Source organism: Streptomyces varsoviensis, assembly GCF_000718635.1.
Classification (GTDB): domain Bacteria; phylum Actinomycetota; class Actinomycetes; order Streptomycetales; family Streptomycetaceae; genus Streptomyces; species Streptomyces varsoviensis.
In genome coordinates this window covers 223774-242896 of the sequence record NZ_JOBF01000006.1, presented here as the reverse complement: position 1 = coordinate 242896, position 19123 = coordinate 223774, and the positions used below count along the sequence as shown (strand labels likewise).

Below are 19123 nucleotides of genomic sequence, written 5' to 3'. Positions count from 1 at the left end.
GGCCTCCTCTACCAGTGTTAGAGCCTCTAACGCCTTCGAATCGTGATGAGCTGGCGCGAGCTTTGTCAACTCGGGCACTGGAATTGCCCAACCGGGCACCGAAGGAGGAAATCCCCTGCCCGAAGGAACAGTCAAAGCCCCCACCGAAAGACGGAGGGGGCTGAGTTGGCTGAGAAGGGGGGCGGCGCCCCGACGACGGGGGCGAACGAACCCGAATGCACGGGCCCGAACCAGCGGGCTGAAACCAATGGGCCCGATTGGAGCCCCGAACCAACGGGCCCGAATTTACGGGCCCGAATAAACGGGTCAGCGGAGCCCGGCGAAGAGGTCGTCCTCGGGCAGGGGAGCGTCGGTGGTGTCCTTGACGCGGACGTAGGTCTCCAGGCTCATCAACTCGCCGAACCTCTCCTTGCCCATCTTGAGGAAGAAGATGTTCTCGCCCTGGCTGGCGTGCGCGGCCAGGGAGTCGAATTTCTGGTCGCTGAATCCCGTGGTGTCCACCCAGGTGGTGATCTCGTCGTCGGGGAGTCCGATCTCGGCGAGCGCGGCGGCCTCGGCGGGGTCGAGCTCCGGCATGTCGCCGAACTCGCGCATCATCTCCCCGAACCGCTGCATCGCCGAGTGCGGCATGGTCGTCCAGTACACCTTGGGCGTCAGCTCGGTCATCTCCAGGGCCGCCATCGTGATGCGGTTGGCCTGGATGTGGTCGGGGTGCCCGTAGAAACCGTTCTCGTCGTAGGTGACGACCACGTCGGGCCGGTAGCGCTCCATGAGCTCCGCGAGCCGCGCGGCCCCCTCCTCCACGGGCGTCTGCCAGAAGGACCCGGGCGCGTCGTTGCTGGGCCAGCCCATCATCCCGGAGTCGGCGTAGTCCAGCATCTCCAGGTCGCTGATCTTCAGCACCTCGCAGCTCTCCCGGAGCTCCGCCCGCCGCATAGCGGCGACAGCCGCCGGATCATGCCCGTCATCCCCCGGCTTCACCCCTCCCGGCCCGTCTCCACACCCCCCGTCCGTACACGTCACCAGCACCGTCCGTATCCCCTCCGCCGCATACCGCGCGAGGACCCCACCAGTGCTGGTGGCCTCGTCATCGGGGTGCGCGTGCACGGCCATAAACGTCAAAGGCCGATCAGTCATGAAACAGTCCTCCTGCGGAAATACGTGGTGGTCCAAGTACTCGGGGGCCGGACTCCAGCGGAACGAACGCCCTGACGGCCCCCGTCTCCCACCCACCCAGCACCACCCCCAGGCCATATAACCGTGTCGACCACACGAACTGTTCCCGACCGGCCCGGCTGACCTGCGGCGGCCGTGTCCCCGGGGAGGTCAAAAGGCCCTTGTCATGGCCCTAACCACCCGGCCGTATCCGGCGCTTGCAGGGCCTCGCGCGTATCCGTGAGGTAGGTCTCCTCCTGCCCGGCGACCGCTATGTACGCGTTGCCGCTGGCGTCGGTGCCGAGGCGGAAGCAGTTGGAGCTCTCGGCGCAGAAGGGCTCTTCCCACGTGATGTCGGGCACGGTGACGTCTCCTATCGGGTACCGGTGAGGGTGAGTATGAAGTCCCGGGACTTTCTGGAGTCGAGGGAGGCCCTGTCCATCCAGTCCAGTTGGGAACGGTATTTGTCGAGTTGCGCCGGAGCGTGCGTGAAACCCGGCCCGTGGGCTGAGTCCAGCTGAACTGTATCCAGTTGAGGGACGATGCCTTCGGCATAAAAGAGGGCCTGCCCGGCCCCGGGAAACGCCCCGGATGAGAACGGCACGACCCTCACGTCCACGTGGCTCAGCTCACTCGTCTCGCAGAGGTGGAGCAACTGCGCACGCATGACCTTCATTCCGCCGAACTCGATTGCAGGGCCTCGCGCGTATCCGTGAGGTAGGTCTCCTCCTGCCCGGCGACCGCTATGTACGCGTTGCCGCTGGCGTCGGTGCCGAGGCGGAAGCAGTTGTTTCCCTCTCCGCAGAAGGGTTCTTCCCAACGGATCTCCGGCACGATCGGGCTCCTCATAGGCTGCGAATGATGCTGTGAATGAAGTCTTGTGATGCTTTCGGCGACAGACACGCGTCGTCCATCCAGTCCAAGTGAGCCCGGTACCGGGCTAGTTGCAGTTCCGTGTGCATGAACTCAGGTCCATGCGCCGAGTCGAGCTGCACCGTATCCAGTTGGGGTACAGGCCCTTCCGCGTAGAGCAAAGCATGCCCGGCTCCCGGGAAGGAGCCGCGGTCCACAGGCAATACGCGTACACGGACGTTGGGCCTTTCGCTCGCCTCGATGAGTGCCTTGAGCTGTTCCCTGGTCGCGTCGCGCCCGCCGAAGAGCATACGAAGAGCGGCCTCGTGTACGTATCCCACATAGCCGACTGGCTGTTCGCGAGTCAGCACGCGCTGCCGCCCCATTCGATGCGCCACGCGTAGCTCGATTTCGAGACGCGAGAGTGCGGGCAGTACGGCCGCGAAGATGCTGCGTGCGTAGTCCTCGGTCTGGAGGAGACCGGGCACGTGAACCGTCTGGATGGTCTGGATGCGGGTCGAGTGCCATTCCAGCTCGACGATGTCCAGCAGCCCTGATGACAACTTGCCCCGGTACTCGTCCCACCAGCGTGGCTGGGGTGGCTCGGTGAGTTCGATGAGAGCGGACAGATATCGCTCGTCCGGGCATGCGCAGTGCTTAGCCAGAGTGCGCAGGCGATCAGGGCTGATGTTGCGGGTGCCTGACTCGATGTTCGAGACCTTGCCCCGGTCGATTCCCAGCAGTCCGGCGACGTACTCGGCGGTGAGGCCGGCCTCGGTGCGCATCTTCTTGATCTCGGCGCCAAGCCTGCGTTGTCGCTGCGTAGGTGTGGTGCGTGGGGGCATCGATGGCCCTTCCTCCTCGGTGCGCGGCCCAGTCTGCCGGGTGCGGTCAGCGCAATCCATCTGGGGTTAAGTTCCACCATAGCGGTGGCGCAGGTACCACCTACTGTCGTACTTTAAGTGACGCGAAGCTCACGCAACGCGAGATCGAAGCGCATCACGCGAGCCTGCCCGTGTCCTCCTGCCCTGGGAGGGGTGTGCCCGCGTCAGGGAGACGAGCCACGGTCCCGCCGCGTCGACGAAGTGTCCGTGCACCCGTACGGCCATCTCGTCCCCCTCGACACCCCACCACTGAGCGGAGTTGCCATGCTTCAGAAAACACCCACGCCCGTACCGGCGAAGCCCGCCCCCACCTGGACCGGAAACGGGGCCCCGTCCGGCCTCCTGCCTCACGCCGTCGTCGCGCCGTTCGCCTTTCAGGCCGTTCCGAGGTTCACCCAGTGTCCGCCACCGCCCCCGGACCTCACGGAGCCGTCCCCCGCGAAGCTCGTCTACGGGCTGACGCTTCCGTCGGCCTCCGAAACGCCGACCATCGCGCAGGAGGCGGCGGAAGTCATGCTCGAAGTGCACGGTGTCGAGGAGGAGCTGATGGATCCGGCGCTTCTTCTCGTGTACGAACTCACGGTGCACGCCTGCCGGTTCACCGGAGCGGGCGAACTGGTCCAGGTGGTGATCCGCCGGAACGGGGACGCGCTTCAGGTGACGGCCCACGACACTCACGCCCCACACGCCCACCGCCGCCTCGCCGCCGCATGCGACGAACGCCGGAGGGGCTCGCTCTCGGACGTCCGCGAACTGTCCGAGAGGCATCACGGGGAGTGGGGGTTCGGCGCCGCGTATCCGCCCGCTGCCGGTGTATGCACGTGGGCCACTCTCGTAAACCCCAGGGCAAGCCGGCCGACCCCGTAGCCGCCCATTCGCGTGTGGCCCTGTCTGCCCCACAACGGACCAGGGCCCTGACTCGCTCTCACGAGTCAGGGCCCTGACCTTGCTACTTCTCAGTCGGGGTGGCGGGATTTGAACCCACGACCTCTTCGTCCCGAACGAGGTTCGGTTACTGGTCTTGCCAGACGCGATGGAGTTTCCGCAGGTCAGCGGTGGGGTCCCGGTTGGTCTCGCGCGTTCTTGAAGGGACTCGGGGAGCGGGTCGGCTCCCATTTGGCTCCCAGCACACGCCTTTGCAGCGCGTGTCCTGGAGCGACGGGCAGCCCCTTCGGACTACGGCTCGGTAAGCAGATCGGGGTTATCGATCACGGTGCGGTGCAAGTGGGTCAGGTCCACTCCGCAGTGATTCGCAAGTCGCATGTGACGTTCCCGCGCGTGCTGGGTGAGTGTTTGGCCGTCCCTGGTAGTGATCACTATTCCGGGGCGCGTTCCCGAGTCGACGGCCTCATTCATTGCTGCCCAGAGGAGGTCGTTCAGAACCCCGTCCTTGCCCCAGCAGATGTATCGGGTGACATCCCCATCAGTGGCCAGACAGTGGTTCGGCTTACCCTCTATAGAGTCCGGCACCACGGACCAGCCGGGACCACAGAAGAACTGGACGATCTCGTCGGCCCCTCGGAAGCGGCGCTGAACGTAGGGAACGAACCTCCCGATGCCCTCCTGCGCTCGGGCGTACTCCTTCATCGGCACGTCCTTGAACCACATCCGGACGTCCTTGTCGCTGGCGAACGCTCGGAGCTCACCTCCGATGCCAGGGTCGTCGAACCACCGCCGATATTGCGCGGTCTTCCCGGGATTGCTCAGAAACTCCCAGTCCGGCTCGTCGGCGGTCCGATACATGCTGAGGAGGATGCGGCGACGGAGAGCTTCGGGAAGGTTGAGCTGGGGCAAGGCGGCTACTCCAGGGTGGCGAGGGCGGACGGGAACTGTAGGCGGTGCTCGTCATACGCGGTTTCGAGGCCGGCCGCGTCCTTGATCCACTCTTCCATAAGGGTCGCGACTCGTTGGTCGTTGAAATCAATGCGTGATGGGGCGACTTGGTCCAGGATTTCTACCTCACCGCCCTCCAAGCTGCGCTTGATGTTGAGGGCCGCCGCGATCCGACGTAGATCGCTGACGAAGTCGAGCACCGTCACCCGTTCCTTGCCGGCCCTGAGCCGGAGCCCCCGTCCCAGCTGCTGAACGAAGATCCGACGGGAGTGAGTCACCCTGGCGAAGCAGAGGATGTTGACGTCGGGGACATCCACCCCCTCATTGAGGATGTCGACAGACGTGAGGATGGGGACCTCGCCGCTGCGGAAGGCGAGGAGGCGGCTCTGCCTCTCGCGTTTGGCCAGGCCGGCGTGCAGTGCCAAGGCTCCGGACCACAGGGGGGCCCGACGCAGGAGTTCGGCCAGTCGTTCGGCGTGCTCAACCGTGCGACAGAACACGATGGCGCGGGGGCTAGCGGTGGCCGCCCATGCCGCAGCTAGCTCGTCGCGGATGGACTCGTCCCGCTGCGGCAGGAAAAGGCGGGCGTTGAGGTCCGCCAGGCCGTACTCGTGCTCGCTGGCCGCTTTGACGACATCCCAGTCGACGTTGTCGACGAACAACCGGTAGTCCACCTGCGCCAGGTAGCCACGACGCATTCCCTCCTCGATACCGAGTGTGAAACTCGCCGGCCCCAAGTGGTGGCTGATGTCGTGAGCGTCGCCTCGCCAAGGCGTAGCTGTGTCCCCGAACTGCCTTGAGGTGGACAGGGTTTCCAACAACTCGTCGTACTGCCCGTCCGCGCCGACGTGATGCGCCTCGTCAACCATGACAAGCGCCGGCCGGTAGCCGAAGCGGGCGGCTGGCAGAGCGGGCCGACCGTGGCACAGGTCACTCCGGACAGGTCGTCGGGGCGGGTGTCCCCGGTGAGCAGGCGGGTGGGAACTTCCTTGGGCAGGTGCCGCCACAGCGCGCGCTCCAGTTGCTGGACCAGGTCCTTGGCGTGCGCCACTACAAGGACCTGATCCGTGGGGTGGCGGCGGAGGTGGTGGTGTAGATAGGGCACGGCGATCATTAGACGCGTTTGGGCGCTCTCCGCAACTTCGCGAATCGTCCGACCCGTGTCGAGCGGGAGCCCAGGCCCGCCGTTATTACGCGACATCGTGCCCAGCGAATCTTTCAGGAAGGCCGGCACAGTAAGCACCAACTCCCACCCCTCCTCCACCGACATCGCCACCATTGCGTGCGCCTGCGCCAAGAGCAATGGCGCGGCTTCCGTGAGCTTCCCTGCTTTGTCGAGAACGCCCGCGTGGACAAGGGTGTACGAGACGAGCCGCCGGTCGATGACAGCGTTCGTGATGAGAGTGGCCACTTCGAGACCGGTACCCCCAGCGGCCGCGATGTCGGTCGCGGCCGCCGCAGTGTCCACGGGGGCTGACGCCTGCAAAAGCAGGGAGACCAGGGGGCTCAGTGGCTCCAGTACCCGCGCCACTGTCGTTCGCATTCCGTACCTCGTCGGGAAGTGCCTCCGACAGGGTCCGAAACTAGTGGTGGGAGCGTGCCGAAGAGTAGATTGCGATCTAGCACGGTATTGAACCTCGTGCAGGCCACCTCGGAGATGTGGAGGCACGCGGCGCACGCCCCACCGAAGTCACGCCGACAAGGCGGATCGAAGACGCAGCGGGTCTCCGCGTCCAGTTCACACAGCGCATCTTCCAGGTCGAACCGATATACGTGTTCGAGTCCGCCGAGGGTGAAGTTGCTTCGGGTGTTGGCGTAGACGAGGAAAGCGCAGTTAGCGGGGAAGAGGTACTCCCCGAGCGAGTCGACGTTGAGCCCGCACCTGGTGGCAAGGGCCTTCATCGTGCGATGAGCCATGGAATGGACGAGCCCGAGGATGGCCCCCGTGATCGAGTTGTCGGGCGCGTTGAAGGCATCAAGCACGGGATCGCTGAATTGGAAGATCCATTGTTGGGCATTTTCCTGGGTGTGCAGGCCGGGGTCCTCGATGACGCCGGAGTCGACGAGCCACCGCACCACGGCGAGCTTGTCCAACTCGAAAAGCAGGCCCTCGGTCTCGGTGCGTACTCCGTACATCGGGAACTTGCTGTCACGTCCCGCTGGAAAGAAGCGGAACCGTTGTCTGGTCTGGGTGCCCCGGCGTGTTGTGGCCACCGCATTGCTGCTGATCCTTGTGTAGCCCGCCACGATATAGGCGATTGGCAACTCCCGTAGCAAGGTGACGTCGGTGAAGCCGTAGTGGGAGATCAGCTTCGGGTACTGCTGGTAGTAGGCTTCCAATTGGGTTCCCGCGTCGCCATCGAGCAGGTTCTGGACCGTCAAGGGCTTGGCGTCCCAGGCAAGGCCGAGCTGGCGACATTCTTCACCGAACGCCTCGATCGTCTCGGGGTCACGGCCCAAAACCTCGACTTGTGCGTTCCAGGCTGGGGTGTCGTCTGTGCGTTTCTGGGCTTTGGCGATGAGTTGGTCGTAGAGCTCGTCACCCGGCTTAATCCCGAGAGCTTCCGCAGTTTCTCGCGCCTGTTCCAAGGCGGATCCCGCAGAGCTGGTGCCTCCAGCTCGCCGGAGACCCTCAGCCCCCCGGGGCAGAGCGCCAAGGCTCTGAGCCACGGCGGCGGCGTAAACGCCATCGTAGGCGAGTGCGCCATAGTCGCTGCGGGTGGGCGGGTTGATGACGGTGACTTGTTGCGGGTAATAAGCCGCGGTCTGAGGCACCCGCATGACTTGGGGACGTCCGTCGCGACAGGTTGAGCACCATTTGACGACCGGCTCGTCTGAACGCCGCTGGCAACGGTCGCAGGTCCAGTACCAGCGGGAGGTATTCAAGTCGCGAGTGTTGTTGAGCCGCATCGTGGCGCGGCAACCGGAGCCGCAACGCGGCGCGGTGAGCTCGCTCAGGTGGCCGCACTCGTGCACCTCGCACCAAGAGAACTGTTCCATCCGCCCGTGGCTGGAGGTGGGGCAGGTTGGTGCGGGGTCGGCGGCGCGGATGAGTCGGAACGCGCCGCACGCGCGGCACAGAAAGGTGTTGGGGAAGCGAACGGCGCGGAGGTCCTCAGCCTTCACCAAACTGAACTGACGCCGCTTGAGGGCGGTCAGCTCGGCACCGACTCGAGGATCGTTGCTCGAGGCGCTGGCGAAGGGCAGGAGTAGCCGACGAAGTTGTGGAGCCACCCATCCCTCGGGGACGTCGAGGGGGGTTACCTGGCGGGGCGGCTCGCCGAGGACTGAGCCTTTAGAGGACCAGTTGTATGGCTGGCCCGGCATGTAGCGCCAGAGCGCCTGGATGTTGCTGCGGTTGAGCTGGTCGAAGACCATGTGGACTCTCTCCGAGTACGGGAGGTGGACGACGGGAGCGACGCGGAATGCGCGTGCGGCTACAACTCGCCGTAGATGGTCAAGGGCTCCTCGATATCCCGGAGGGATCGAGGCACGGAGGGGTGCAGCAGGTCGGGGAGCCGCTTGCCGGCTTCCGCGCGCAGCGGGAGCGTGGCGAGGTGGTCGTCGACCCAGGCGTCGATCGCCTCGCGGTGCATCCGGTGGTAGACGCTCGTGTCGTCGATGCCGAATCCGTGACGCAGCAGGGAGACGAGCAGTCCTCGGTTTACCGCTCCGTCGTTCACGGCGTCCCGGAACGCGGTGGAGTCCGCGAGAGATCGTCGCCTGCGCCCTCCTGTGATCCAGTCCCGGTCGAGGACCTGTAGGAGCCAAGCCATCAACCCACCGGGCAAAACTCGTTTGAGGACAGGTACCGATTCTCGGTTCACTGGCACCTTGTGGACGAGGCGGTCCAGGTAGCGGATCCATTCGGGGTAGTAACGGAAGACGCTCGCGTCCCGGTCCCGGCTGGGGTTGATCACGTTCACGACCAGCCCCGGGAAGCGGCGGCCTACGCGTGCGGACGCCTGGATGATCTCGGATGCCTGGGTCGGCGTGCCCATGACGGCCATGACGCCCAGCCTGGCGACGTCGAAACCGTGCCCGATTGCTTTGGTGGCGGCGATAAGCCGTACGCGCTCTGAACTGTTTCCCGGAGGCTTCAGCAACCGGGCGACAGCTGACCGAATTACGTCAGGGCTGGTGTCGCCGTTGATGATCGCGAGGTTGTCTTCGCTTTCCAACAGCTCACGCACCGCGGGGTCCCTGACAAAACTGGTCAGGTCCTCGTTGCGCAAACAGTAGGCGACCAGGACCTCGAATAGATCCTCACCCGCGCGTCGCGCCTCGTCGACGATGGAAGCATCGTCGACCTCAAGGCCCGCTTCCGCGACGACACTCTTTGGATCATCGCATAGGTCGCGCACCCATTGGTCGTGAACCACCGCGACCTCCCGGGTGGCGGTCACCATGGTGCTCGCTCGGGAGCGCACCCCCAGGAAGCGGCGCAACGGGTCGCCCTTCCGGGTAGTCGACCAGAAGGTTTCCCCTGCCTCGGGGCCATTGACGGGGAAGCGCCTGGCATCGCGGTCGTAGAGGTGACGTACCTGGTTCTGGTAGCCCTCGATGGTCGCTGTGGCGCCGACGATCTGGAAGGGTTCGTTCTTAAGGTGCTCGCTGATTCTCTGCAGCAGTGACTCGTACATGCCGTCGAGTGCGCCGAGGCTCTCGTCGAGCAGGTGGAGTTCGTCGGCGATCTCCAGCCGCACGTGTCCGAACCCCTTCGGTACCGCGCGCCGTTGCTCCTTGCACCCGAAGACAGAGCACCAAGTGGGATTGGCGGAGTAACCATGCTTGGGGCAAAGGGAGTGGGGACGTCCGAGCAGAATCTGGAAGGCTTGGTTCTGGCCAAGCTGCGCGAGCTTGTCGACGGTGCCGACGAGCACGGAGGGCGCCCGGCGGTAGATGTCGTCGTCCACTCCCCAAATGGGGAGGACGCCGCCCAACTGGCAGTTGGGGTTCTCACAGACATGACGCATGGTGTGACTCGGGTCGTCCCACTTAACGGTGAGACTCCGACCGCAAACGGGGCAGTCGCTAAGTACCCTGCATGCCTCAGCAGTCGCGGGGTCGGTGGGATCCGGACCATTGTAATAGTTGCTGCCATCAGGCTTGCGGAGCCGATTCGGGGTGTTGCCGCCACCAACGAAGTACCCGATGCCAAAGGCCCCCGTGTCACGGATACGAGGATCCGCTCGCCTGAGGATCTCCGCGTTCATGACCATCTTGGCGAAGCGCTCGGTCTGCTGCAGGGCCAACAGGCGCAGGGGGAACCGTGCCCATACCTGCGTGCCCCGGGTGACACCGGTGTACCTGCCGTAGAAGAGCGTGGCTAGCATCAGTCCGAGATACGCCTCGGACTTACCGCCACCCGTCTGGAACCAGACGATGTTGACCTCTCGGTGTCGCCTGGGGTCGACCATGCCCGGCAGGCACCCGACGATCCAAGCCACCTGAAACGGGCGCCAACTGTCGTATTCATCACCTGCGGCAGCCTTGACCACCTTGTTCGCCGCCACGAAAGCGTCCCAGACGTTCGGGTCGGTCCTGAGGATGTCCAGCCCCGCACGCACCCAAGCTGCCTCCGCGCGGGCAGCCTGTGCGCCCTGCTCCGCCTCCGCGCGCGCCTTGTCGTTCCATCCACGTGCTTTGTGAAGGGCGTCCAGCGCCGGCGTGCCCCAGTTATCGTCTACCCAGACGTCCAAGAGCTCGACCAGGGTCGAGATGGTGCCGACTGGGTCCGCGATGAGGGAGTCGAAGGAAGTATCAATGGGAACTTCGCGGCCAGCCACATCCCTGGACTTATCCCTGGGATACGCACGCCATGTCGGCTCCGTAGCGGCGAACTCGGTCCGAAGCGTGGTGAGACCGTTGTGCTCCTGGTGCGAGACAGGAGACGCGTGCCCAAACGCGGGCACGGACCGTTCATACCGATGGGACTGCGCCACCTGTTCCAGCTCGTACGGTTCGACGCACGCGTCGAGCGTCGCCGTCAGAACGACCTGATACAAGCGGGTGTCCAGGTACGCCTCCTCGTAGGGGCGAACGCCATCGATCAGTTGGTCTTTGGGCGCGGGTGTAGTGTTCACCACCGCGACGAAGATCTCAAAAGCACCGTCGAGAGGCGTGACCTCGATCTCGACTGCCGCCCGGTGCCGGGGAGGGATCACGTTCGTGGCTGGCGTCAGGTTGTGGGCGCCATACGAGGCCCAGGTTCGTTCGTCGACCAAGTCGAAGTCGTGGGGCAGGGACCCGTTTGCCGGAGCGCCCAGACGCTGTCGGAAGAGCTGGTGGCCATGGCGGGACGCAGCGGAGCGCAGTGCTGTAGCGATCTCCTCCTCGCCCACACGTACGGACATGGCCTTCGTCGAAGGCAGGCGAACGGGGATCCGAACAGGATCCATCGCGACCTTCGTCCAGATGTGAGCGAGGGGGTACTTCGCACTCCGGCCGTTGCCGGCGGCTACGTGGCGAGCTCGGGATCGGCCTCCATCGATGGCCCTGTCGGCTCCCTGAGCGGTCGGGCTTTGTCTCGCCGCCACGCCGCGTGCGTTAGAAGTAGCCACGTCAGGTGCGGTGGTCGTGGAGTCGCGCTGTTCATCCACGGTTGGATGCAGCCCCAAGAAGGCTGACGCGGCCACCTCGATGATGAGCGTTTCTGGCAGTGTCCGCACTCGGAATGAAAACCCTTGGGCGGGAGGGGTGATCTGAAGCCCGCAGAAGCCAGCGTTGGTCTCGGCGACCAACTTCGCTTCGCTGGCGAGCATGCCGAGCCACAGTTGCTTCTGCGGCTGGTCGTGGAGTCGAGTCCCAGTGGGGATGGACGTACCCGTGGCTTGACTGACGATGCGCCGTGAAAGGCAGCCAAGAAGGGCATCGTATCGCTGGGCTGGGGTGTCGGCCGACGCGGGCGCACGGCCATGAGGGAACACCGACATGGCGAAGCTCCTGATTTGGAAGGTGTGGGCACGAAGCCAATGGGCACGTCCGGGGGGATCCCTCGCGTGACCTGTGATGTGGTGTGAGGTATGAGAGCTGTGTGCGTACTGCGCTTCTGGCCGCATAGCGTAGCACCGCCCAGGGGGCTTCAGGCAGGCTCCGCAATAGCAAGCGCCGTCACCCAGTGCATATTTGACTGCCAATCGATTCCGCTTCGGCTGATGCGACCAGGCGTCCAACCAGGTGTGCGGCGACGTCACGAGGAGCACGGTCGATTCCGAGTACGGGGTGGGCGCTCACGCTCTCCAGCAGGTCCGAGACGCGCAGGCCCAGATTGGCGTCGATCAGCGCGTCATCATGGTGTGAGCGCGCTCCAGCTATCTGAGTGGACAACCATCGTCCCGCCTTACGGTGCACGATCTGCAGTGTCTTCAATGCCCAGCCAGCCTGTGCCAGTAGAACCTGGTCGTGGACCGCTCGCGCGAAGCGCCGCACGTCTTCCGGATCATGAGGGCCGTTGACTTGTCCCCTTACCCAGGTCCCGACTGTCTGCGCGGAAGTAATCGATGTCCCGTGCATTCTGCGGTGGATCTCCTGGTAGGTTATGCCAGATCCCGGCGCAAGGCGCGCGCGCCTGTGCCAGAAGTCCACCAGACGCGCGTGCCTTCAACGCCCGGAAAATTGAAGCGATCTGCTCCTCCAACGGCTTCTTCGCCGTGTCGGCCCATTCCTTCTTCCAACCGTAGCTGTAGCCCGAGTTCTCGCTGACCAGCAGCTCCAGTTCGCCGGACGGCTCGGGCTTGTGGGCCGGCGTGACCCGCTGCCAGTCGTACGTGCGTCGGCCCGGCTGCTTGGGGACGTACCGGACCTGCTTCTGCCGCTCACGGAAGCCGACCTCGTACGTCCTGCCGTGGACAGTAAGCAGCGGCCTCGGCTGCCTGCGCTTCTTGGACACTGCGATCTCGCTGTACCGCGCGAGTGCCTGATCAGCGAGGAGCCGGATCAGCGCGAGCACCCTCGGCAGAACCTCCTCGGAGATCTCGAAGGCGCTGTGGTCCTTGGTAACAGCGGCGAGCACGTCCTCGACGTCGGTGATCACACGGCTGCGTGCCAGGCGGATCTGGTTCCACTCGGTGTCGTCCTCACCGGTCACCCGGAGCAGGCCGAGGAAGAAGTCTCCCTTCGCCCGACCGCTGTACTTCAGGTGGTACCCGTCGGGCGCACACTGCCGCGCCGCGTCGAACGCCCTGCGGTAACGGGCCCGCTCCTCGTCGCTGGGGTTCGGGATCCTGAGGAACCGCCCAGCATGCTGTACTTCCGCGCTCAAAGCGGCGCCGACTTCTGCCGGCGACGGCTGTGGGGGCTTGGCCGCGCGCTGCGGCGCTGGCTTCATCGTGGACGGGGCTGCGGCTTGCTTCTGTGCTGAAGGGGTCGCTCGTGCCCGTTGCTTGGAACCCGCCAACCGCTGCTTGCGCTGGGCTGGCTCCGGGCGGTCCGGGTGATGGCCGTGCTCCAGATAGAAGCGCCCCGCGTCGGTGATCTCCGCCCGCCATTTCCCACCCTGTCTGGGCATGGTGATCAGGCGCCGCTCCTTGAGCGCGCGGGCGGTAAGAGCAAGCTCGGGGCTGTCCGACGTGACGGGGTCGGTTCCGTCGCCGAGGCGGGTGAGGAGTGCGAGCTGCCGGTCGTTTAACGGAGACCATGGGTGCATGGCGATCGTCGTACAGTCTGTGGTCTCCTCGGCACAAGCCGGGGGGTAACCCTTCCAGGGCGCATGCAGCGCACAGCGCGTTCGAAGGCGGAACGCCCCTGGAGGGGAGCCACCCGGGAGCCGGATCCCGAAGTCCACACCCAGTTGGCTCCCAAATGGCCCCCAAAACGGGGCCGCACAGCAAATCAGGCCCGGTGCTGATCTCTCAGTACCGGGCCTGACCTGCTATTTCTCTGTCGGGGTGGCGGGATTTGAACCCACGACCTCTTCGTCCCGAACGAAGCGCGCTGCCAAGCTGCGCTACACCCCGAAGTAACGAGCTCTACTTTAGCGGACCGATGGCCGGAGACGAAATCCGGTTCTCGGGGCCGCGCAGGTGGGGGCGGATGCGGTCGAGGAGGGTGAGGACCAGGGCGAGGACGTAGAAGGCGAGGGCGAAGATCACGGTGTTGCCGAGGACGCCGCCGTAGCCGTGGATGTCGACGTCGAGGAAGGGGTAGGGGTAGCGGCCCTCGGTGCCGGGGGAGAGGAGGGCGCCGCGGATGAGGGCGAAGGGGAGGTAGAGGAGCGGGTAGATCAGCCACTGCCAGGCGTACGCGGGGCGGAACCGGCCCGGCGTCGTGAGCAGGAGCCAGTCCAGGACGACCGCGATGGGGGTGGCCGTGTGCAGGAGCTGGGTGGCCGTCGTCTGCCATTCCGACGGGGCGTGGGCGTCGCCCGTCATCGCGAAGCCGCTGGAGCTGTTGGTCAGGACGAAGTGGTAGACCAGCCCCGTAATCGCTATATAGAGGAGAGCCGCCCCCGTGATCCGCGCCGAGAGCGGTGGTCGCGCCGCCCACGCCCGGTACGCCGCCGCCAGTGTGACCACCGCGACCACCGCGTTCGACTGGATCGTGAAGTAGCTGAGCACCCGCGGCACGTCCCCGATCGCGCAGTCGATCACGATGCCGGTGATCGCCGCCAGCGCGATGAGCAACCGGAAGGCGGCCGTGAGCGGGCGGCGTCCGGCCGGGACGACCGCCGAGGCGGGGACGCCCGCGGCGCTGATCGCGCTGAGCCGCGCGTGGGAGGAGGTCGGATCGATCATCCCCCCACCGTAAGGGCGCGCGCTCCCGCCCGGCGGGAGTCTTCCGGTTCCGGGCGGTCAGGCTTCGGTCAGGGTGAGCAGCGTCGCCTCGGGCGGGCAGTTGAAGCGGACCGGCGTGTACCGGTTCGTGCCGCAGCCCGCCGATACGTGCATGTACGACTCGTAGCCACCCGCCCGGTGCCGGGACAGCCCCTTGACCCGCTTCGTGTCCAGGTCGCAGTTGGTGACCAGCGCGCCGTAGAACGGTACGCAGAGCTGGCCGCCGTGGGTGTGGCCGGCCAGGATCAGGGGGTAGCGGTCCGCCGTGAACGCGTCGAGGACCCGCAGGTACGGGGCGTGCACCACCGCCAGCGACAGATCCGCCGATGTGTCCGGGCCGCCCGCCACCTCGCTGTACCGGTCCCGCTTGATGTGCGGGTCGTCGAGGCCGGTGAGGGCGATCTCACACCCGTCGACCTTCAGCCTGCCGCGCGTATTCGTCAGGCCGACCCATCCCGCCGCGTCGAAGCCGTCGCGCAGCTCCTCCCACGGGTTGTGGATCGCGCCGACGACCGGCTTGTTGCCGTTCAGCCCGTGCCGCTTCTGCGCCTTCTCGATCAGATACCGGGCCGGGTTGCGCAGCTTCGGTCCGTAGTAGTCGTTCGAGCCGAAGACGTACGCGCCGGGGAACTCCATCAGTGGCCCCAGCGCGTCCAGCACCTCCGGCACGCCCTCCGGGTCGGACAGGTTGTCGCCCGTGTTGATCACGAAGTCCGGGCGCAGCCCCGCCAGCGACTGGAGCCAGCGCTGTTTCTTGCGCTGCCCGCTGACCATGTGGATATCGGAGACCTGGAGTACACGCAGCGGCCGCCGGCAGCGCGGCAGCACCGGGACGGTGACTCGTCGAAGGCGGAAGGAACGGGCCTCGATGCCTGCGGCGTAGGCCACGCCGGCCGCGCCGACCGCCGTGATTCCCGCCGTGATGCCCAGGGGTACTCCGTATCGCGCGCGCATACCGCCTATCGTCGCAGACCGGCCGCCAGGGAGAAATCTTCGGGTGATTCCCGGCACTTGCTGGCATAGTCAAGGACATGACCACGCTCAAGTCCCAGCTCCAGGACGACCTCACCGCCGCCATCAGGGCGCGCGACGAGCTGCGCTCCTCCACCCTCCGGCTCACCCTCTCCGCGATCACCAATGAGGAGGTCTCCGGCAAGTCCGCCCGCGAGCTCTCCGACGACGAGGTGCTGAAGGTGATCACGCGCGAGGCGAAGAAGCGGCGCGAGGCGGCGGAGGCGTTCGCGCAGGGCGGCCGGGACGAGTCGGCCGAGCGGGAGAAGGCGGAGGGCGAGATCCTCGCCGAGTACCTGCCCCAGCAGCTCTCCGACCTGGAGCTGGAGTCGCTGGTCGCCGCCGCCGTCGCGGAAGCCGCCGGGCACGGCGCCGAGGGGCCGCGCGCCATGGGCGCCGTCATGAAGATCGTGAGCCCGCAGGTCGCCGGCCGGGCCGAGGGCGGCCGCGTCGCCGCGATCGTCAAGAAGCTCCTCGCCGGCTGACGGCCCCGCCCTGGCGTCAGGGGCTTGCCCCCAACCACAGGCCCCAACCACAGGTCCTGCCCCAGCGCCGCGAGCACATAAGAAGGCGCAGCAAAAGGGCGCCCGGACCGTTCACGCCGGTCCGGGCGCCCTCTGCTGCGCTCACCCCTATCCGCTCGACGCGGCTAGGCCAGCGGCCGGACTAGTGGTGCTTGCCCCCGGGCTTCCCGCCATGCCCCTTGCCGCCCTTCCCGTCGGCGTCCGGGGCGTCCGCGGCGTTGCCGCCGCCGTCATCGCTCTTGCTGTCCTTGCCGTCCTTGCCTGAGGCGATCGGTACGGTCGTGAACTTGTCCGCCGGCTTCCCGACGAGCGCGCCCGAGACGGCGTCCCTCCAGATGGGGGCCGGGCCGTCGGCGCCGTACACCTTGCCGTACGTCTTCCCGCCGAAGGTGATGCCGCCCTGCATCTGGACCTGGTGCTGCGGGTCGCCGAGCCAGACCGCGCCCGCCATGTTGGGCGTGTAGCCCACGTACCAGGCGGAGTACCGGTTGTCGGTGGTACCCGTCTTACCGGCGCTGTCCCGCCCGTCGGTCAGGCCCGCCGCCTTGCCCGTACCGTCGTCGACGACGCCCTTGAGCATCGTGTTGATCGTGTCCGCGGTCTTCGGCGACATCGCCTGCGTGCAGGTGCTCTGCGGCACCGCCAACTGCTTGCCGTTGGAGTCGGTGACGCTTTCCAGCGCGGTCGGCGTGCAGTACTTGCCGCGGGACGCGAAGGCGGCGTACGCGGCGGACATGTTGAGCGGCGACGCCTCGTTGACGCCGAGGGTGTACGAGGCGCCGAGGCCCCATTCCGTACCGCCCGCGCGCTTGGTCATGCCGAGCTTGTTCACCATCTTCGTCACGTTGCACAGGCCGGTGTCGGCCTCCAGCGAGACGAAGTAGGTGTTGATCGACTTCTTCAGCGCCTCCGGCATCTTGTACGGGCCGACCTCGTCCGGGCTCTCGTTGGGCACCGAGGCGTTGCTGGAGTAGCTGCGGCCCTGGCAGTCGGAGACGGTCGGGTACGGCATCCGGTTCGGCGAGGGGTACGACTGGGAGTTGTCCATGCCGTTCTCCAGCGCGGCGGCCGCGGTGAAGGGCTTGAACGTCGAACCCGGCAGATAGCCCGCGCCGCCGCCCATGTTGCGGTCGACGGAGAGGTTGATCTGCGTCTCGTTCTTGCCGAAGCCGTACGGGCGCGACTGGCCCATGCCGCGGATCTTGCCCGTGCCCGGCTCGACCAGGGTGACGGCGGTGGCCACCGGGTCGGAGGCGTACACATGGCTCTTGACCCCGGCCTGCACCGACTTCTGGGCCTGCGGGTCCAGCGTCGTACGGACCGTCATGCCGCCCTGGTTCCAGCGCTTGGCCCGCTCCTCCTTGGTCTTGCCGAACGTCTTGTCCCGCAGGAAGACCTCGCGGACGTAGTCGCAGAAGAAGCCCGCGCCGTTCACGGCGGTGATGCAGCCGTTCTTGGGCCGGGTGATCTTCAGCTTTATCGGCTTCTTCTTCGCCGCGGCGGCCTCGGCCGGGGTGATGTCGTGCAGCTCCGCCATCCGCTGGAGCACGGTGTTACGGCGCTTGGTCGCCTCCTGGCGGTTGTTGACCGGGTCGTAGCGGGTCGGCGACTGGACGATGCCGGCCAGCAGCGCGGACTCGTCGAGGGTGAGGTCCTTGGCGTGCTTGCTGAAGTAGCGCTGCGACGCCGCCTCGACGCCGTACGCCTGCTCGCCGAAGAACGTGATGTTCAAGTAGTTGTTGAGGATCCGCTTCTTGCCGAGCTCCTGCTCGACCTGGATCGCGTACTTCAGCTCCTTGACCTTGCGGCCGATCGTCTGCTGGGTGGCCTGCGCGACCTTGTCGGGGTCGTCGCCGGCCTCCTCGATGAAGACGTTCTTCACATACTGCTGCGTGAGGGTGGAGGCACCCTCGGATACGCCGCCGGACTGCGCGTTCTTGTTGAGGGCGCGGAGCACGCCCTTCAGGTCGATCGCCCCGTGCTCGTAGAAGCGCGCGTCCTCGATCGCTACGAGCGCCTTCTGCATATAGGGCGAGATGTCCTTGAGCGGTACCACGGTGCGGTCGCGGGAGTAGACCTTCGCGATCTCGCCGCCCTGGTTGTCGAGGATCGTGGTGCGCTGACTCAGCGGCGGGGTCTTGAGGTTGGACGGGATCTCGTCGAAGCCCTCGACCGAGCCTTTGGCCGCCAGGCCGAAGGCGCCGAAGGCCGGCAGCGCGAGACCTGCCAGCACCGCTCCGGAGAGCACGCTGACGCCGAGGAATTTCGCGGCCTGCTGGGTCGTCGTGAGACCCCCGCCCGAGCGCTTCTTAGCCATGGGGGGCAGCCTACGTTCTCATTTGCCGGACAGACGCCCAGGTGTTCGCCTACGCTTGATTCACGCCAGTCACTGCGGTGCGGTTCCGGACCATCCCCCTCAGCACTCAGCCGAGTGCCGAGCCGTGCCCGACTTCAGCCCATGTGTCACATGGTGCCCACTGCGTCTCGACTGAATCACCCCGAGTTGACGCTTTTGTCGACGATGTCGTCCGGTCACTCCGTTGGGTGATCTGCCGCATACGCATAGTCCGTTCGGGCCATTCAAGATTGGGCCCGCAGGGGGTGTTGCGCCCTGCCTGCCTTCCGTAACGTCCTCAACTGGCAACGGTGAATATGCCGCTGCCGCCGTGGGGGAGCCTCGATTCGGGAGAGGACGGCGCCAGCATGAGCTGGGTAACCGACTGGAGTGCACAAGCAGCATGCCGCACCACCGATCCGGATGAGCTATTCGTTCAAGGCGCGGCACAGAACAGGGCCAAAGCGGTCTGCACCGGTTGCCCGGTGCGCACCGAGTGCCTGGCCGACGCCCTGGACAACCGTGTCGAGTTCGGCGTGTGGGGCGGTATGACCGAGCGGGAGCGGAGGGCGCTGCTGCGCCGCCGTCCGACGGTCACCTCCTGGCGGAGGCTTCTGGAGACCGCACGTACGGAATACGAGCGCAGTACGGGCATCCTGCCCATCGACGACGAGGAGTACGAGAACTACGCCGCGGCGGGATGAGCCGGCACCGGCACCGGCACCGCCTCGCGCGAGGGGCGCGCGTTCTTTCGGG

At 66.1% G+C, this 19123-nt stretch carries 17 protein-coding genes and 1 tRNA gene; 3 read left to right on the top strand and 15 right to left on the bottom strand.

The window, feature by feature from the left end:
- Nucleotides 1–306: 306 nt before the first annotated feature.
- The 5 genes from IF55_RS12300 to IF55_RS12290 form a co-directional block, all read right to left on the bottom strand.
- Entirely contained in the window at nt 307–1137 is an 831-nt protein-coding gene (locus IF55_RS12300; RefSeq protein WP_030880898.1) for a PIG-L family deacetylase, read from the bottom strand.
- Between the two features lie 203 nt (nt 1138–1340).
- Complete coding sequence (locus IF55_RS39740; protein ID WP_169767201.1) at nt 1341–1517, bottom strand: hypothetical protein; 177 nt, start codon at nt 1515–1517, stop codon at nt 1341–1343.
- A gap of 11 nt (nt 1518–1528) precedes the next feature.
- Nucleotides 1529–1822 (bottom strand): Scr1 family TA system antitoxin-like transcriptional regulator, encoded by a 294-nt coding sequence (locus tag IF55_RS40520; RefSeq protein ID WP_342668299.1) that lies wholly within the window; start codon nt 1820–1822, stop codon nt 1529–1531.
- A gap of 5 nt (nt 1823–1827) precedes the next feature.
- The gene (locus tag IF55_RS39735) at nt 1828–1989 is read right to left on the bottom strand and encodes a hypothetical protein (RefSeq protein ID WP_169767199.1); all 162 of its coding nucleotides are present in this window, start codon (nt 1987–1989) and stop codon (nt 1828–1830) included.
- 11 nt (nt 1990–2000) lie between these two features.
- Entirely contained in the window at nt 2001–2852 is an 852-nt protein-coding gene (locus IF55_RS12290; protein WP_030880891.1) for a helix-turn-helix domain-containing protein, read from the bottom strand.
- Between the two features lie 246 nt (nt 2853–3098).
- Between IF55_RS12290 and IF55_RS12285 the strand changes: the two genes are divergently transcribed.
- Nucleotides 3099–3758, top strand: coding sequence for an ATP-binding protein (locus tag IF55_RS12285; RefSeq protein WP_245661168.1), 660 nt, complete (start codon nt 3099–3101; stop codon nt 3756–3758).
- Nucleotides 3759–4067: 309 nt separating this feature from the next.
- Here IF55_RS12285 and IF55_RS12280 read toward each other — a convergent pair whose 3' ends face one another.
- The 9 genes from IF55_RS12280 to IF55_RS12245 form a co-directional block, all read right to left on the bottom strand.
- Complete coding sequence (locus IF55_RS12280; protein ID WP_048831884.1) at nt 4068–4685, bottom strand: hypothetical protein; 618 nt, start codon at nt 4683–4685, stop codon at nt 4068–4070.
- 5 nt (nt 4686–4690) lie between these two features.
- Nucleotides 4691–5593 (bottom strand): DEAD/DEAH box helicase, encoded by a 903-nt coding sequence (locus IF55_RS12275; RefSeq protein WP_245661167.1) that lies wholly within the window; start codon nt 5591–5593, stop codon nt 4691–4693.
- Nucleotides 5594–6230: 637 nt separating this feature from the next.
- Nucleotides 6231–8102: a hypothetical protein gene (locus IF55_RS12270; protein WP_030880883.1), complete on the bottom strand. Its 1872-nt coding sequence runs from the start codon at nt 8100–8102 to the stop codon at nt 6231–6233.
- 59 nt (nt 8103–8161) lie between these two features.
- Nucleotides 8162–11659, bottom strand: a complete 3498-nt coding sequence (locus IF55_RS12265) for a hypothetical protein (RefSeq protein WP_157854327.1) — start codon at nt 11657–11659, stop codon at nt 8162–8164.
- A gap of 178 nt (nt 11660–11837) precedes the next feature.
- On the bottom strand, nt 11838–12239 hold the full coding sequence (locus IF55_RS41575) for a DISARM anti-phage system protein DrmE domain-containing protein (RefSeq protein ID WP_449657822.1): 402 nt from the start codon (nt 12237–12239) through the stop codon (nt 11838–11840).
- The gene (locus IF55_RS12260) at nt 12166–13371 is read right to left on the bottom strand and encodes a hypothetical protein (protein ID WP_245661166.1); all 1206 of its coding nucleotides are present in this window, start codon (nt 13369–13371) and stop codon (nt 12166–12168) included. Before IF55_RS12260 ends, IF55_RS41575 begins: the two co-directional genes overlap by 74 nt.
- Before the next feature lie 236 nt (nt 13372–13607).
- Nucleotides 13608–13681: transfer RNA gene (locus IF55_RS12255), tRNA-Pro, on the bottom strand.
- A 12-nt stretch (nt 13682–13693) separates the two neighbouring features.
- Nucleotides 13694–14458, bottom strand: a complete 765-nt coding sequence (locus IF55_RS12250) for a Pr6Pr family membrane protein (protein WP_030880872.1) — start codon at nt 14456–14458, stop codon at nt 13694–13696.
- Between the two features lie 57 nt (nt 14459–14515).
- Nucleotides 14516–15451: a metallophosphoesterase gene (locus tag IF55_RS12245; protein ID WP_030880869.1), complete on the bottom strand. Its 936-nt coding sequence runs from the start codon at nt 15449–15451 to the stop codon at nt 14516–14518.
- A 77-nt stretch (nt 15452–15528) separates the two neighbouring features.
- Between IF55_RS12245 and IF55_RS12240 the strand changes: the two genes are divergently transcribed.
- On the top strand, nt 15529–15993 hold the full coding sequence (locus IF55_RS12240) for a GatB/YqeY domain-containing protein (protein ID WP_030880866.1): 465 nt from the start codon (nt 15529–15531) through the stop codon (nt 15991–15993).
- Nucleotides 15994–16174: 181 nt separating this feature from the next.
- On the opposite strand, the gene IF55_RS12235 is transcribed toward IF55_RS12240, so the two are convergent.
- Nucleotides 16175–18349: a transglycosylase domain-containing protein gene (locus tag IF55_RS12235; protein WP_030880863.1), complete on the bottom strand. Its 2175-nt coding sequence runs from the start codon at nt 18347–18349 to the stop codon at nt 16175–16177.
- A 386-nt stretch (nt 18350–18735) separates the two neighbouring features.
- Here IF55_RS12235 and IF55_RS12230 point away from each other — a divergent pair, with 386 nt between their 5' ends.
- On the top strand, nt 18736–19071 hold the full coding sequence (locus IF55_RS12230) for a WhiB family transcriptional regulator (RefSeq protein ID WP_037964184.1): 336 nt from the start codon (nt 18736–18738) through the stop codon (nt 19069–19071).
- Nucleotides 19072–19123: the final 52 nt, after the last annotated feature.